The organism is Methylobacterium aquaticum (assembly GCF_016804325.1).
Taxonomy (GTDB): Bacteria; Pseudomonadota; Alphaproteobacteria; order Rhizobiales; family Beijerinckiaceae; genus Methylobacterium; species Methylobacterium aquaticum_C.
Genome location: NZ_CP043627.1, coordinates 6,268,692 through 6,283,192 on the forward strand (window position 1 = coordinate 6,268,692; position 14,501 = coordinate 6,283,192).

Annotated in this window: 14 protein-coding genes; 6 read left to right on the top strand and 8 right to left on the bottom strand. The window is 71.6% G+C overall.

Annotated elements, in window-relative coordinates:
* Positions 1-91: 91 nt before the first annotated feature.
* The 3 genes from F1D61_RS28890 to F1D61_RS34550 all read right to left on the bottom strand — a co-directional run bounded on the left by F1D61_RS28890 (position 92) and on the right by F1D61_RS34550 (position 3,240).
* A complete protein-coding gene (locus F1D61_RS28890; protein WP_203155466.1) occupies positions 92-1,933 on the bottom strand; it encodes a sensor histidine kinase in 1,842 nt (613 codons plus the stop codon).
* A gap of 147 nt (positions 1,934-2,080) precedes the next feature.
* Entirely contained in the window at positions 2,081-2,311 is a 231-nt protein-coding gene (locus F1D61_RS28895) for a heavy-metal-associated domain-containing protein (RefSeq protein WP_246775590.1), read from the bottom strand.
* 788 nt (positions 2,312-3,099) lie between these two features.
* Positions 3,100-3,240 carry a hypothetical protein gene (locus tag F1D61_RS34550; RefSeq protein WP_246775591.1) on the bottom strand — a complete coding sequence of 47 codons (141 nt, stop codon included), beginning with the start codon at positions 3,238-3,240 and terminating at the stop codon, positions 3,100-3,102.
* Here F1D61_RS34550 and F1D61_RS28900 point away from each other — a divergent pair.
* From F1D61_RS28900 to F1D61_RS28910, 3 genes are all read left to right on the top strand, one after another.
* The gene (locus F1D61_RS28900; protein ID WP_348649402.1) at positions 3,239-4,150 is read left to right on the top strand and encodes an EAL domain-containing protein; all 912 of its coding nucleotides are present in this window, start codon (positions 3,239-3,241) and stop codon (positions 4,148-4,150) included. The genes F1D61_RS34550 and F1D61_RS28900 overlap by 2 nt on opposite strands.
* A gap of 74 nt (positions 4,151-4,224) precedes the next feature.
* On the top strand, positions 4,225-5,901 hold the full coding sequence (gene ade, locus F1D61_RS28905) for an adenine deaminase (RefSeq protein WP_203155470.1): 1,677 nt from the start codon (positions 4,225-4,227) through the stop codon (positions 5,899-5,901).
* A 102-nt stretch (positions 5,902-6,003) separates the two neighbouring features.
* On the top strand, positions 6,004-6,909 hold the full coding sequence (locus F1D61_RS28910; protein ID WP_203155473.1) for a TIGR01459 family HAD-type hydrolase: 906 nt from the start codon (positions 6,004-6,006) through the stop codon (positions 6,907-6,909).
* Between the two features lie 63 nt (positions 6,910-6,972).
* On the opposite strand, the gene F1D61_RS28915 is transcribed toward F1D61_RS28910, so the two are convergent.
* Complete coding sequence (locus F1D61_RS28915; protein ID WP_246775592.1) at positions 6,973-7,503, bottom strand: protein phosphatase CheZ; 531 nt, start codon at positions 7,501-7,503, stop codon at positions 6,973-6,975.
* Positions 7,504-7,782: 279 nt separating this feature from the next.
* A complete protein-coding gene (locus F1D61_RS28920; protein WP_203155475.1) occupies positions 7,783-8,166 on the bottom strand; it encodes a response regulator in 384 nt (127 codons plus the stop codon).
* Positions 8,167-8,473: 307 nt separating this feature from the next.
* On the opposite strand from F1D61_RS28920, the gene F1D61_RS28925 reads away from it, so the two are divergent.
* Positions 8,474-9,469: a bifunctional riboflavin kinase/FAD synthetase gene (locus F1D61_RS28925; RefSeq protein ID WP_203155477.1), complete on the top strand. Its 996-nt coding sequence runs from the start codon at positions 8,474-8,476 to the stop codon at positions 9,467-9,469.
* Positions 9,470-9,492: 23 nt separating this feature from the next.
* On the opposite strand, the gene F1D61_RS28930 is transcribed toward F1D61_RS28925, so the two are convergent.
* Positions 9,493-9,732 (bottom strand): hypothetical protein, encoded by a 240-nt coding sequence (locus tag F1D61_RS28930; RefSeq protein WP_203155479.1) that lies wholly within the window; start codon positions 9,730-9,732, stop codon positions 9,493-9,495.
* A gap of 77 nt (positions 9,733-9,809) precedes the next feature.
* Here F1D61_RS28930 and F1D61_RS28935 point away from each other — a divergent pair, with 77 nt between their 5' ends.
* Positions 9,810-10,421 (top strand): cadmium resistance transporter, encoded by a 612-nt coding sequence (locus F1D61_RS28935; protein WP_203155481.1) that lies wholly within the window; start codon positions 9,810-9,812, stop codon positions 10,419-10,421.
* A 17-nt stretch (positions 10,422-10,438) separates the two neighbouring features.
* Here the strand turns inward: F1D61_RS28935 and F1D61_RS28940 are convergent, their stop codons facing one another.
* On the bottom strand, positions 10,439-10,903 hold the full coding sequence (locus F1D61_RS28940) for a type II toxin-antitoxin system VapC family toxin (RefSeq protein WP_203155483.1): 465 nt from the start codon (positions 10,901-10,903) through the stop codon (positions 10,439-10,441).
* 3 nt (positions 10,904-10,906) lie between these two features.
* Complete coding sequence (locus tag F1D61_RS28945; protein WP_203155485.1) at positions 10,907-11,146, bottom strand: type II toxin-antitoxin system Phd/YefM family antitoxin; 240 nt, start codon at positions 11,144-11,146, stop codon at positions 10,907-10,909.
* Between the two features lie 364 nt (positions 11,147-11,510).
* Between F1D61_RS28945 and ileS the strand changes: the two genes are divergently transcribed.
* Positions 11,511-14,486: an isoleucine--tRNA ligase gene (gene ileS / locus F1D61_RS28950; protein ID WP_203155487.1), complete on the top strand. Its 2,976-nt coding sequence runs from the start codon at positions 11,511-11,513 to the stop codon at positions 14,484-14,486.
* The last annotated feature ends 15 nt before the right edge of the window (positions 14,487-14,501 follow it).

The window sequence follows — 14,501 nt, forward strand, 5'->3', positions numbered from 1 at the left end:
CTTGAGCCGGGCCGCCTTCGATCGGTCACCTGTCGATGTCCCCCCCTTGGTGCGGACCAGGGAGGGACGGGTCGTGGGCTGATCGGTCACGTCAGCCCGTCAGCCGCAGGGTGGCGGGCGCCTCGTCGACGACGCCGCGGGCAAGGGCACCGGTGCGGATCGGCACCGGTTCGCCCGGATTGGCGGCACGGCCGCCGCGGCAATCGAGCGGCAGGGTGACGACGACCCGCGTGCCGCAGGCCGGGCTGCTCTCGACGGCGAGTTCGCCGTGATGCAGGCCGACGAGGCCGCGCACCACCGAGAGTCCCAGGCCCGTGCCCTCGTGCGGGCGGCCATAGGCCGCGCCGGCACCCAGCCCGGCCTGGAAGAACGGGTTGCCGAGGCGCGGCAGGTCGGCCTCGGCGATGCCGATGCCGGTATCGACCACCGCCATCTCGACCCGGTCGAACACCCGGCGCACCGACAGCACCACCTCGCCGCCGCGCGGCGTGAACTTCACGGCGTTCGACAGGAGGTTGATCAGCATCTGCCGGCAGGCGCGGGCATCGGCGGTGACCTCCGGCAGGTCGGCGGGGATCTCGCGCCGCAGGCGCACGCCGCCCTGGTCGGCGCGGATCTGCATCAGGTCGCAAACGCCGCGGGCGAGGCCACCGAGGTCGAACGGCTCGGGCGCGTAGTCGAAGTTGCCGCTCTGGATCCGCGACATGTCGAGGAGGCCGTTCACCACCTCGAGCAGGTGCCGGCCGGAGGAATGGATGATGCCGGCATATTCCTGCCGCCGCTCGGGGCCGAGCGCCAGGGTCGATTCGGCCTCCAGCATCTCCGAGAAGCCGATGATGGCGTTGAGCGGCGTGCGCAGCTCGTGGCTCACGGTGGCGAGGAAGCGGCTCTTCACCTCGTCGGCGCGCTCGGCGACGGCGCGCGCCTGATCGAGTTCCTCCGCCCGGCGCTTGTGCTCCGAGACGTCGCGGGTCACCGCCACCACGGCGGCCTCGCCGGCCGCCGGCCGCATCGCGTCCGGCACGCGGTGGGCCCGCATCTCGGCCCAGATCACCCGGCCGGCCTCGCCCGCCGCGCCGGCGGCGTGCAGGCGGAACTGCACCGTCACCGGCTGGGCCTGGCCGGCGGCGGCGCTCAGCGCCGTCAGGAAGGCCGGCCGGTCGGAGACGTGGACGCGGTTGAACAGGCCGCGGCCTTCGAGCGCATCCGGCACCGTCCCGGCGAGCGAGCGGGCGGCGGTGCTCGCCTGGAGCACGCTGCCGTTGCGGTCGTGCCAGGTCACGAGGTCGTCGATGGCGTCGAGGAGCAGCGCGTCGCGCAAGGAGGCGGCGTTCAGCCGGTCGCTCCAGCGCCCCTCGCGGCGGCAATGCTCGACGGAGAGCGCCAGCACGTGGCAGATCGCCGTGAGGGCGAAGACCGGCATCGCCAGCGCCGCCGACCAGGCGAAGAGGCCCGAAGCCGGAACCGGCTCGATCACCGCCACCGCCAGCGCGCCCAAGGCCGCGAGGACGGCCGCCGCCAGGGCGGCGCGGTACGAGCCGGCGAGCAGGGCCTCGACCGGGATCATCACCAGCCAGATCGCGGCCGCCGAGGCCGGCCCGCCGGTGAGGCTCGCCAGGCAGACGATGAGCCCGGTGAGCGCCGCCGAGGACAGGCCGTGGGCGAGCGTGAGGTTCCCGGTGCGCGCCAGCAGCAGGGCGGCAATCACCGGGAGCACCAGGCAGGCGGCCACCGCCGCCTCGACCAGCGTCGGAACGCCGCGCCAGAGGAGATAGGGCGGCAGCATCGCCATCAGCACGGCACCGGTGGCGAGCCGGGAGATCAGGAACCGCTCGTGGCGGGACCGCTCGGCCGGGTCGCCCGCGACCGAGTCGTGGACGAGCCCCGTCAGCCGGGCATCGATCAGGGACGCAAAGGCACTGTTGATACGCACACCGCCACGCCAGCGCGGGAGACCTCGCGGCCCCGGCGCCCCTACACTGCGAACTGACCAAACCCTCGCAGAGCCGGCTTAAACGAACGTTAGAGCGCGCCGAGCCCGGGAATCTTGTCCCCCGATCCCTTCGGCGCGGGCACGACCTTACCCGGTCATGGCCTCCGCCTCGTACCCGGCGCGGCCGAGGGCCTGGGCCACCTCGAGGGCCTGGGCGTCGGTGACGATCGCGACCCGGCCCGCCGGGAGGTCCACGCTCACCTGCGCCGCCGGGTCGAGGCGCTGGACCGCCTTCGTCACCGCCGCGACGCAGCCCTGGCAGGTCATCCCCTCGACCTTCATCAGCAGCTCCATCCGTTCGCCGGACCGATCCGTCATCTTGACTCTCCCTTCCGCTGCGACGCACCAGGGCCGCGCAAGCCATCTCGGGTATTGCGGCATTCCGGACAAGGGTCCCGCGAAATCCGTGGGCAGCCCGAGGCGGCGTCTTGCGGGTATTCGGCACCTCGGCGACAACCGGGGAAGCTGGATTTCGCGGAACCCGGCCTGTCCTCGACGCGTAAGAGGAATCGCGATGGCCCTCGTCACCGGCCGGCGCGCCGGCGGGTGGTCGGTGGGCCGGATTGCCCTCAGTCTCTCCATCCTCCTGGCGAGCGGGATCTGTCTCGCCGTCGCCTTCCTGTCCGCGCCCCTGCTGGGGGCCGTGGCCGGCGCGGCGCTGGCGGCGGCGGGCCTCGGGGGCCTGGCGACCGCCCTGGCCTGGCGCCGCGCCGCTCGCCTCGCCCGCCAGGTCGAGACGCTGTCGGCTGAGATCGACGGGCTGTCGCGCCGCCTGCTGACCCTGGAGCAGCGGGAGGCGCCGGCCGCGCCGGTGGCGAACCTGGAGAGCGGCCTGTCCGAGGTCACGGCCGAGATCGGCCTCCTCGGCGGCATCGTGCGCGAACTCGCCATGGCGGTGGCGGCCCAGGACGAGGACCTGATCCGCCTCAAGGACGGGCCGTCCGCCGGATTGCCGCCCGTCGCACCGGCCCAGGCCCAGGCCCCGCAGGCGATGCAGGCCCCACCGGTGATGCAGGCCCCGCAGGCCCCCGGGCGATGCAGCCTCCGCCGCCGATGCAGGCCGCGCCGGCACAGGCCGCCTCCGTCCCGTATCCGCCGGCGGCTCCCTATGGGGCGGTCCCGATGCCGCAGCCCCATGCCGCGGCCCCGTCCTTCACGCCCCCGCCGGCGGCGCCGCGCTCGCCGCAGGCCGCGCCGTCCTGGCAGGCCGAGCCCGCCCCCTCGCCCGTCCCGAGCCCGACGTCCATGCCGGCGTCGGCCCCCTGGGCCTCCGACCCGATCCTGCCGCGGGACGTGGTTCCGGCGCAGCGCCGGGCCTTCGTGCCCGAGCCCGCCCCCGAGGCCCGGCCGGAGGCCGAGATCCTCGCCGCCCTGACCGACGGCCTCGAGGTCTACCTGCAGCCGATCGTCAGCCTGCCGCAGCGCAAGGTAGCGTTCTACGAGGCCCTGGCGCGCCTGCGCGTCGGCGAGGCCCTCCTGTCCCCGCCAGACTTCGTGCGGGTGCTGGAGCGGCACGGCCGCACCACCGAGCTCGACCGGCTGATGCTCGCCCGGGTGACGGCGATCGGCCAGCACCTCGCCTCCCGCGGCAGCGAGACGCCGGTGGCCTACGCCCTGTCGCCGGGCTCGCTGTTCGAGCCGGGCTTCCTGCGGGCGGTCGGCCGCCTGATCGACCTGCATCCCGAACTCGCCGGCCGGCTGATCCTGGCCCTGCCGCAGCGCAGCTGGCGCAGCCTCGACGCCGAGCAGGCGAGTGCGCTCCGCTCCCTGCGCGACCGGATCGGGCTCGCCGTCGACCGGGTCGAGGATCCGCGCGTCGACGCCGCGGCCCTGGCCTCCTGCGGGGCGAGCTACGCCAAGGTCGGCGTCGAGATGCTGCTGAGCGAGCACGGCGCGGCGGTCGCCCTCGGGCTCGCCCGGTCGGGGATCCGGCTGGTGGCGGAGGATGTCGAGCGCGAGACCGACGTGCCCGACCTGATCGACCTCGACCTGCCCCTGGCGCAGGGCACGGTGTTCTCGCCGCCCCGCGTGGTGCGGCCCGAGGTGCTCTCGCCCCCCGCCCCGCCCGCCCCCGAGCCCGAGCCGACCCCGCCGGCCGACGACCCGCAGCCGCCGGTGCGCCGCGCCTTCCGGGATGTGCTGCGCAGAGCCGTCTGACGGGTGACGAAGCGGTAGCGGCGACCGTTCCTTCCGCCTAGCATCGGGGACCCTTTCAGCAAAAAAGGCCCCCGATGTCGGATCTCATCGCCCGCCGGATCGCCCAAGGCGCGGGCCGCGAACCCGCCGACCTGGTGATTCGCGGCGCCCGCCTCCTCGACCTCGTCACCGGCGAGCTGGTGGAGACCGACATCGCGGTCTGCGGCGACACGGTGGTGGGGACCTATGGCCGCTACGAGGGCGCCCGGGTGATCGAGGCGGAGGGGCGCATCGCCGTCCCGGGCTTCATCGACACCCATCTCCACATCGAATCCTCGCTGATCACCCCGCACGAATTCGACCGCTGCGTGCTGCCGCACGGGGTCACGACAGTGATCTGGGACCCGCACGAACTCGCCAACGTGCTCGGCAAGGCCGCCTTCGACTACGCGCTCGCCGCCTCGGGCGAGACGATCATGGACATCCGGGTCCAGCTCTCCTCCTGCGTGCCGGCGACCGACCTCGAGACCTCCGGCGCGCGGATCGAGGCGGACGATCTCGCGGCCTATCGCGACCATCCCCGGTCGCTCGGCCTGGCCGAGTTCATGAACTTCCCCGGCGTGGTCGCGACCGATCCCGGCTGCATGGCCAAGCTCGCGGCCTTCGCCGGGCGCCATGTCGACGGTCACGCCCCGCTCCTGTCGGGGAATGCGCTCAACGCCTACGCGGCCGCCGGCATCCGCACCGACCACGAGGCGACGAGCGCCGAGGAGGCGCTGGAGAAGATCCGCAAGGGCATGACCGTGCTGATCCGCGAGGGCTCGGTCTCGAAGGACCTGCACGCCCTGGCCCCCCTCCTCACCGAGCGGACGGCGCCGTTCCTCGCCTTCTGCACCGACGACCGCAATCCCCTCGACATCGCCGAGGAAGGCCATCTCGACCACCTGATCCGCACCGCGATTCGGCTTGGCGTGCCGCCTTTGGCCGCCTACCGCGCCGCCTCGCTCAGCGCGGCCGGCGCCTTCGGGCTCGCCGACCGCGGCATGATCGCGCCGGGCAAGCGGGCCGACATCGTGCTCCTCGACGATCTGGAGGCCTGCACGGTCTCCGCCGTATTCTCGGCCGGCCGCCTCGTCGACGAGGCCCTGTTTTCCACCCGCAGCATCACGCCACCCCCGGGCCGCGACAGCGTGCGGGCGGAGCCGGTGACCGCCGCCGACCTCGCCGTGCCGGCCCCCCTGGGCGAAACCTCGGTGATCGGCGTGGTGCCGGGCCGGATCATCACCGAGCACCTGCGCCTGACGCTGGCCGGCGTGCCGGATCCGACCCAGGACGTGGCGATGGTGGCGGTGGTGGCGCGCCACGGCACGCGCAGCATCGGGCGCGGCCTGGTGCGGGGCTTCGGGCTCACCCGCGGCGCCATCGCCTCCTCGGTCGGGCATGACAGCCACAATCTCTGCGTCGTCGGCGCCGATCCGGCCGCCATGGCGCGGGCGATCGACCGCCTGATCGACCTGCAGGGCGGCTTCGTGGTGGCGGACGAGACCGGCATCCTGGCCGAACTGGCGCTGCCGATCGCCGGGCTGATGAGCGACTGGACCTTCGAGGTGGTGCGCGACGCCCTGCCGCCCCTGCGCGAGGCCGCCCGCCGGCTCGGCTGCACCCTGCCCGAGCCGTTCCTGCAGGTCGCCTTCCTGCCGCTGCCGGTGATCCCGCACCTGAAGATCACCGATCGCGGCCTCGTCGACGTCGACCGGATGGCGATCCTGTAAACGATTTCAGGCAAATCCGTGCAGGGCGTTGCGTTCGGGACGATCCGCCTTTAGGTCCGGGGGAATTGTCTGCTGCGATGCAGCACGAGCGAGGCGGGCGAGATGGCCGAGATGATCCGCGCAGCGCATCCGGGCGAGGTCGCGATCCTGGACGGGATCGCCGACGTCGCGTCCGGCTTCGACCTGATCCTGTGCGACATCTGGGGCGTGCTGCATGACGGCATGCACGCCCACCGGGGTGCGGGCGAGGCGCTGACGCGATTCCGCGCCCTGCCGGGGCCCCGCCCGCGCCGGGTGGTGCTGCTCTCGAACGCGCCGCGGCCGGGGCATTCGGTGCAGGGGCTGCTCGACGGGTTCGGCGTGCCGCGCACCGCCTACGACGCCATCGTCACCTCGGGCGACCTCACCCGCCGGCTGCTGGCGGAGCGGGCGGCGGCGCCGGTGCATCATCTCGGGCCCGACCGCGACCTGCCGATCTTCGACGGGCTCGACCTCGCCCGCGGCGGGCCGGAGGACGCCGCCCACGTCGTCGTCACCGGCCTCCTCGACGACGAGGTCGAGACGGCGGCGGATTACCGCGCCGTGCTCGAGCCCTGGGCCGCCCGCGGCGTGACCCTGATCTGCGCCAATCCCGATCTCGTGGTCGAGCGCGGCAAGCGGCTGATCCAATGCGCGGGCGCCGTCGCGGCGCTCTACGAGGAGATGGGCGGCGCGGTAGTCTATGCCGGCAAGCCGCACGTCCCGGTCTACGAGGCGGCGCTCGCGACGGCGGAAGGCCTCGACGGCGGCGCTCCCCTCCCCCGCGAGCGGGTGCTCGCCATCGGCGACGCGATCCGCACCGACATCACCGGCGCCCGGGCCTTCGGCGTCGCCTCGCTGCTGGTGGCGCGCGGCATCCATGCCGAAGAACTCGGCGTCGCGGCGGGCGCGCCGATCGGCGACATCGCCCACTGGCTCGAAGCGCAGACCGTGCATCCGGACGGCGTGATCGACCTGCTGCGCTGGTAGCGACGGCGAAAGACCGGGGCGCGCCAATCCGCATCCCGGTTTGGCCCCTCGGTCGACGGGCCGTCAGGAGAACAGGGCGTCGATCGCGTCCTGCGGGGTCGCCGGGCCCTTGAGCTGCGGGCCATTGAGCAGGAGCCGCTCGGCGCGGGCCTTGCGGCGGGCCTCCTCCGGGTCGTGCTCGGCCTCGCCGTCGCGCACGTTCACCACGGTGGAGAACTGCGACAGGCGCTTCTCGAGCTGGCCCAGGGCCTCCACGACCTTCGAGATGCGCTGGCCGGTAATGTCCTGGAAGGTGCAGGCCTCGAAGATGTCGCCGACATGCGCCTCGACCTGGCGGCGGTACTCGGGGAGGGTCTTGGCCTCGATGGCCATCATCGCCTCGGCCGATTCCATGATCCGGTTGGTGGCGCTCGCGGTGGCGGCGACGACGCTGCCGAGCTCGTCATGCGCCATCGGGATGCGGTCGCGGGTCAGCTCCTGGGCGCGCAACGCCGCGATGCCCCGCTTGAGCTTGGTGATGTAGTCGGCGATCTCGAGCAGCTCGCTCACCGGGATCGTCTTGTCCGCCGGTTCGGCCTTGGTCGCGCGAGCCACGGGCGCTTGACCTCCGGATCCCTGGCCTCCGAGCAGCCGGTTGAGAGCGGATCGCGGCCCCGCCGTCATATGCCTGAGCATGTGATCCCTCCCCGCGCGTGGGTTGTTCTCGGATCGGATGTCCCGGGTGGCGCTCCGGGTGTGGGTCTTCTGCATTCAGGCCCCCTCGCACCGGTATGGAAGCCCGGCGATCCGGCGCGGGATGCGCGGCAGGCCCACCGGACCTGGCCGCCCGATCCCGCGCCCGAGAGATGCCGCCCCGTCACCGAGCCGGCAGGATCACGCGCCGCAGACCGCCTCGATCTTGGTCTTCAGCGTCTGGGCGTTGAACGGCTTCACGATGTAGTTGTTCACGCCAGCCTTCTTCGCGGCGATGACGTTCTCGGTCTTCGACTCGGCGGTGACCATGATGAACGGCGTGGTGCGCAGGGCGTCGTCGGCCCGGACGTGGCGCAGCAGCTCGTAACCGGTCATCGGCTCCATGTTCCAGTCGGAGATGACGAGACCGTACTTCTTGTTCTTCAGCTTCGCGAGGGCGCCGGTGCCGTCGGAGGCATCGTCGACGTCTTCGAAGCCGAGCTGCTTCAGCAGGTTGCGGATGATGCGGACCATCGTCTGGTAATCATCCACGACGAGGATCGGCATGCCGAGGTCGAGTGCCATGGCTTACGGCTCCGTTCGCGGGCGCGACGCATCCCCGTGCGCGACGAACCCCGCTTGGATCATCAGGGGAAGCGCCGGGTGGCGCTTCTGGTCTAGGCTTGTACATCCACCCCCCTTGAGAAGCGGTTAACCCGCCGGCACGCGGTTCGACCCGCCTTCGACCGTCCCACGACCGCGTCCTGCGCCTCTCCTGATCTCTTGCCGGCGCCCCGCGCCTCGCGCGGGTGCGGCTTGACCCACGGGGCGGATTTCGACAGGGTCCGGCCGCCTTCGACAGAGCCCCTGCCTCCTTATCCAAGGACCCTTGATGCCGCGCGACGAGACTGCCCCGCGCCCCGTCGTGTCGCCCTTCCCGGTCCATCGCGACGGCGAGCCGGTGCCGGACTCCTTGCGCGGCGCGGTCGCGGCGCTCGGCAATTTCGACGGCATTCACCAGGGCCACCGTGCGCTGATCGCGGCGGTGCGGGAGATGGCGGCCTCGCGCGGGCGGCCGAGCGCCGTCGTCACCTTCGAGCCGCATCCCCGCGCCTTCTTCTCTCCCGAGACGGCGATGTTCCGCCTCACCGGCGAGGGCGAGAAGCTGGCGGTGCTGCGCCGGCTCGGCATCGACGGCGCCTTCGTGCGCCGGTTCGACGCGGGCCTCGCCGGGACCGGAGCCGCCGCCTTCGTGGCCGACACCCTGAAGGGCGAGCTTGGCCTGTCGGGCGTCGTGATCGGCCACGATTTCCATTTCGGCCGCGGCCGCGAGGGCACGCCGGCGATGCTGGAGGCGCTCTGCGCCGAGAACGGCCTCGCCTGTCGGATCGTCCCGGCGGTGGCGGCGGGCGGCGGCGAGGCGCCGGTCTCGTCGAGCGCGATCCGCGCGGCCCTGGAGGCCGGCGACATCGCCACCGCCAACCACCTGCTGGGCTACCGCTGGTTCGTCGAGGGCGAGGTGCGCCACGGCGACAAGCGCGGCCGCACCCTCGGCTTCCCGACCGCCAACGTCGCGCTCGACGCCTGCGCGCTCGCCCACGGCATCTACGCGGTCCGGGTCCGGCTGGCCGATGGCGGCATCCGCGACGGCGTGGCGAGCTACGGCCGCCGGCCGACCTTCGACGACGGCGCGCCGCTCCTCGAGACCTATCTGTTCGACTTCTCCGGCGATCTCTACGGCCAGCGCATCGCGGTCGAGTTCGTCGGCTTCATCCGCGGCGAGGCGCGGTTCGACAGCGCGGACGCCCTGGTGGTGCAGATGCATGCGGACGCCGCCGAGGCGAAGCGGAGGCTCGCCGAGGATTGCACGCCCTCGATGCTGGGGTGACCGGCCCGGGGTGAGGGCGCGGACTATTCCGGAATGAATTCGCGGATCGGCGCCTCGGTGTCGGGGCTCTGCTCGCGCGGACGCTTCATCCGCCGCGTCGGGCCGCGCTCCTCGTCTGGGATCAGCAGCGGATCGGTCGGCGTAACGGATCCTGTAGCGTCGATGTCCTCCGGCACCGGCCGCGGCGGCGTGCGCGGCTCGCGGGCGAGAGCGGGGGTGGCGAGGAGCGCGGCGAGCGCGAGGGCGGGGAGCAGGATCCGCATGGCGACGCTCCGGATTCGATGAAGTCCTGGGTCAACCGCGCCACCCCGCGCCTCGTTCCAGTGGATCGACCCGGACGATGATCGCCCTTCTCTCCGATCTCGGCCTGGCGATCACGCTGTTTGCCTCGACCAATCTCGACGATCTCTTCGTGTTGATCGGCTTCTTCTCCGATTCGCGCTACCGCCCGCGCCAGATCGCCATCGGTCAGGTCCTCGGCCTCGCCGCCCTGGTCCTGGCCTCGCTCGCCGGTGCGCTCCTGTCCCTGGTGGTGACTCCGGCCTGGCTCGGACTCACGGGTCTGGTGCCGATCGCGCTGGGCTCGTCCCGTCTCCTCGCCCTGCGCTCCGGCGCCGAGGACGAAGCGCCGGGCGAGCCTGCCGGGCTCGGCACCGTGCTGGCGGTCGCCGCCGTCACCGTTGCCAATGGCGGCGACAATATCGGCATCTACACGCCGGTCTTCGCCACCGCATCGGGCCCGCGCCTCCTCCTGATCGTCGCCGTCTTCGCCGCCATGGTCGCGCTCTGGCTCGGCCTCGCCCATTGGCTCGTGCATCATCCCGCCCTGGGCGCCCCGATCCGCCGGATCGGCCGGGTGGCGACGCCGTTCGTCTTGATCGGGATCGGCGTGATGGTGCTGGTGGAGGCGGGGACGCTGTCGTGGGCTCCCGGGTGGGTTTCGGCGCGATGAGTGCGGGTCAACGGCGATCAGTGATCGAGCGTCTGCCTCGGTGGATCGGCTGGCAGCGCCGCGAAGGGATCGAGCGCCGGCACACCCAGCGGGTTGAAATGTCGGAGGTTGCGGGTCAGCACTGTCCAGCCGTGGCATAGAGCCGTCGCGGCGATGGCGAGATCCGCCAGATCGGGCTCGCGGCCCTGCTCGCGCGTCAGGTCGATCAGACGGGCGATGTGCCGCGCCACGTCGAGATCGATCGGCACGATCCGTGTACCGTAGAGGTGCAGCAGAATTGTCAGCCACTCCACCAGTCGGTCGGCCTTGCGGTGCGCACCCTGCCTGCGGCACTTCGCAATGCCGGCCTCAATCTCGGCGATGGTGATGACCGAGAGATACAGGCTGGCACTGGTGCGGTCCATCCAGGCGACGAGGCCAGACGCGGTGGCGACATTGGTCGGGGCGCCGGCAGAGACGACATTGGTATCGACGAGATACACGCGCTAGAACTCGACATCCCGCAATCCGCCCACGCGCGGAGGTAGATCGTCCTCCTCCAACGGCGCAGACATGAGCATCCGGCCGAACGAGGGGACCTGCGACAGACGCTGCCACTCCTCATAGCTCAGCAAGACGGCTTCGGGTCGGCCATGCCGGGTGATCACCGAGGGTTCGCCCTGGCGGGCGCGATCGATGACCGCGGACAACGTCGCTTTTGCATCTCGCAGCTGAATTTCCTGCATCTGCCGCTCCATGACCACTGTAGTCATAATGCTGGCTTTGCAGGCGATGGCAAAGGAAATTCTCTCTTCGTGCCGGGCGGCGGAATGGCCGAGGCTGACGCAGCGACAGCATGATCGCGCACTCTCTGCCGATGGAAGTGGGCCAGCCTAACCTCATCACCCCGCTTCCCCCGTCCGCCCGCCGCTGCTAGAAGCGCCGGATGACCGAATCGCACCCGCGCTGCGTCGCCATCCGGCGAATTACGAGCCCGGCTTCCGCCTGAGGGCCGCTCGCGGCCGCGCGGAAGGCCGGGTTGCTGCCGTTTCGCCGCTGCGATTCCCTCAACGGGCTGCGCGTCCGCGCCCCAGACGAGCCTTTGACCCCATGACCGAGCCCAAATCCGCCGCCGCCGGGCGCGACTATTCCGAGACCCTGTTCCTGCCGGTCACCGAGTTCCCGATGCGGGCCGGCCTGCCGCAGCGCGAGCCGGAGATCCTGGAGCGCTGGGCGCGCACGAATCTCTATGCCCGCATCCGCGAGGCGGCCGCCGGCCGGCCGAAATTCGTGCTGCATGACGGCCCGCCCTATGCCAACGGCCACATCCATATCGGCACGGCGCTCAACAAGATCCTGAAGGACATCGTCGTCCGCACGCAAGGGTCGCTCGGGCACGATGCCAACTACGTCCCGGGCTGGGACTGCCACGGCCTGCCGATCGAGTGGAAGATCGAGGAGCAGTACCGCGCCGCCGGCCGCAACAAGGACGAGGTGCCGGTGGTCGAGTTCCGGCGCGAGTGCCGGACCTTCGCCGAGCACTGGCTCTCGGTGCAGCGCGAGGAGTTCAAGCGCCTCGGCGTCACCGGCGACTGGGACCATCCCTACCTGACCATGGCCTATCCGGCCGAGGCCGCGATCGCCCGCGAGCTGATGACCTTCGCCACCACCGGCCAGCTCTATCGCGGCTCGAAGCCGGTGATGTGGTCGGTGGTCGAGAAGACCGCGCTCGCCGAGGCCGAGGTCGAGTACGAGGACCACGTCAGCGACACGATCTGGGCCGCCTTCCCGGTCGTCGAGTCGAAGACGGCCCCCGACTTGCAGGGCGCCCGCGTCGTCATCTGGACCACCACCCCGTGGACGATCCCGGCCAACCGGGCCGTCGCCTATTCCAAAAAAGTGTCTTACGGACTGTATCGTGTCGTTGCTGCTCCTCAAGAGAACTGGTCTCAACCTGGTGTTCGTTACGTTGTTGCTGACAAACTGGCGGGCGACGTCTTCAAGGCCGCGCGCGTCGAATCCTTCGAGCGACTGAGCGACGTTTCCGCCGACGACCTCGCCGGCGTGACGCTGGCGCATCCGCTCGCCGCCTGGAACGACGGCTACGCCCACGCCGTGCCGATGTTAGAGGGCGAGCACGTCACCGACGACGCCGGCACCGGCTTCGTCCACACCGCGCCCAGCCACGGCCGCGAGGATTTCGAGGTCTGGATGGCGAACGGCCGCAGCTTGCGTGAGCGCGGCATCGAGACGGCGATCCCCTACACGGTCGATGCCGACGGCGTGCTGACCGAGGCCGCCCCCGGCCTCACCGGCACCCGCGTGCTCGACGAGAAGGGCCAGAAGGGCAACGCCAACAAGGCGGTGATCGCGGCGCTCACCGCCGCCGGGACGCTGGTCGGCCGCGGCACGCTCAAGCACAGCTACCCGCATTCCTGGCGCTCGAAGAAGCCGGTCATCTTCCGCAACACGCCGCAATGGTTCATCGCCCTCGACAAGCCGGTCGAGACGCTGAACGGCGCCACCTTGCGCGACGTGGCGCTCCGCGAGATCGCCGTCACCCAGTGGGTGCCGCCGCAAGGCCAGAACCGCATCACCGGCATGATCGCCAACCGCCCGGACTGGGTGGTGTCGCGCCAGCGCGCCTGGGGCGTGCCGATCACGGTCTTCGTCCACCGCGAGACCGGCGAGATCCTGCGCGACGAGACGGTGAACGCGCGCATCCACGCCGCCTTCGCGGCGGAGGGGGCGGATGCCTGGTTCACCGACGCCGACGGCGCCCGGTTCCTCGCCCCCGAGCACGACCCGGCGGCCTACGAGAAGGTGACCGACGTCCTCGACGTGTGGTTCGATTCCGGCTCGACCCACGCCTTCACCCTCGACGATCCGACGGAGTTTCCGGGTCTCGCCGGCATCCGCCGCCGCCGCGACGGCGGTGACGACACGGTGATGTATCTCGAGGGCTCGGACCAGCATCGCGGCTGGTTCCATTCCTCGCTGCTCGAATCCTGCGGCACCCGCGACCGCGCGCCCTACGACGTGGTGCTGACCCACGGCTTCGTCCTCGACCCCAAGGGCGAGAAGATGTCGAAGTCGAAGGGCAACGTCGTCGCGCCGCAGGACGTGATCAAGGGCTCGGGCGCCGACATCCTGCGCCTGTGGGTGGCGGCGTCGGACTATACCGACGACCTGCGCATCGGCCCGGAGATCATCAAGACCTTCTCGGAGACCTACCGCAAGCTGCGCAACTCGCTGCGCTGGATGCTGGGCACGCTCGCCCATCACCGGCCCGAGGACCGCGTCGCTCTCGAGGACATGCCGGAGCTGGAGCGCTTCATCCTGCATCGGCTGGCCGAGCTGGACAGCGAGATCCGCGACGCCTTCCGCACCTTCGATACGAAGCGGGTGGTGGCCTTGCTCAACGGCTTCATGACCGGCGACCTGTCGTCGTTCTACTTCGACGTGCGCAAGGACGCGCTCTACTGCGACCCGATCTCGTCGCAGACCCGGCGGGCCGCGCTCACCGTGGTCGACGAGGTGTTCAAGCGGGTCACGGTCTGGCTCGCCCCGGTGCTGGCCTTCACGGCGGAGGAGGCCTGGCTCGCGCGCACCCCCTCCGAGACCGCTTCGGTCCATACCGAGACCCTGCCGGAGACCCCGGCCTCCTGGCGCGACGAGGCGCTGGCCAAGCGCTGGGCCAAGATCCGCCGGGTGCGCCGGGTGGTGACGGGTGCGCTCGAGATCGAGCGCGCGGGCAAGCGCATCGGCGCGAGCCTGGAGGCGGCGCCGACGGTGTTCGTCGCCGATCCCGACCTGCTGGCGAGCCTGGACGGCGTCGACTTCGCGGAGGTGTGCATCACCTCACGGATCGCGGTCGAGGCCGGCGAGGGTCCGGCCGAGGCCTTCCGACTCGATGAGGTGAAGGGCGTCGCGGTGGTGCCGGCCCTGGCGCAAGGGCGCAAATGCGCCCGCTCGTGGAAGGTGCTGGACAGCGTCGGCAGCGATCCGGACTACCCGGACGTGACGCCCCGCGACGCGCAGGCCCTGCGCGAGTGGGACGCGCTCCACGCCAAGGCCGCCGAGTAAGGGGGCAGGGACAGG

Coding starts and splice junctions, on each gene's coding strand:
- F1D61_RS28945 (WP_203155485.1), bottom strand. CDS start 11,146: ATGCAGGAAATTCAGCTGCGAGATGCAAAAGCGACGTTGTCCGCGGTC.
- F1D61_RS28930 (WP_203155479.1), bottom strand. CDS start 9,732: ATGCGGATCCTGCTCCCCGCCCTCGCGCTCGCCGCGCTCCTCGCCACC.
- ileS (WP_203155487.1), top strand. CDS start 11,511: ATGACCGAGCCCAAATCCGCCGCCGCCGGGCGCGACTATTCCGAGACC.
- F1D61_RS28900 (WP_348649402.1), top strand. CDS start 3,239: ATGCCGGCGTCGGCCCCCTGGGCCTCCGACCCGATCCTGCCGCGGGAC.
- F1D61_RS34550 (WP_246775591.1), bottom strand. CDS start 3,240: ATGGACGTCGGGCTCGGGACGGGCGAGGGGGCGGGCTCGGCCTGCCAG.
- F1D61_RS28895 (WP_246775590.1), bottom strand. CDS start 2,311: ATGACGGATCGGTCCGGCGAACGGATGGAGCTGCTGATGAAGGTCGAG.
- F1D61_RS28935 (WP_203155481.1), top strand. CDS start 9,810: ATGATCGCCCTTCTCTCCGATCTCGGCCTGGCGATCACGCTGTTTGCC.
- F1D61_RS28910 (WP_203155473.1), top strand. CDS start 6,004: ATGGCCGAGATGATCCGCGCAGCGCATCCGGGCGAGGTCGCGATCCTG.
- ade (WP_203155470.1), top strand. CDS start 4,225: ATGTCGGATCTCATCGCCCGCCGGATCGCCCAAGGCGCGGGCCGCGAA.
- F1D61_RS28925 (WP_203155477.1), top strand. CDS start 8,474: ATGCCGCGCGACGAGACTGCCCCGCGCCCCGTCGTGTCGCCCTTCCCG.
- F1D61_RS28920 (WP_203155475.1), bottom strand. CDS start 8,166: ATGGCACTCGACCTCGGCATGCCGATCCTCGTCGTGGATGATTACCAG.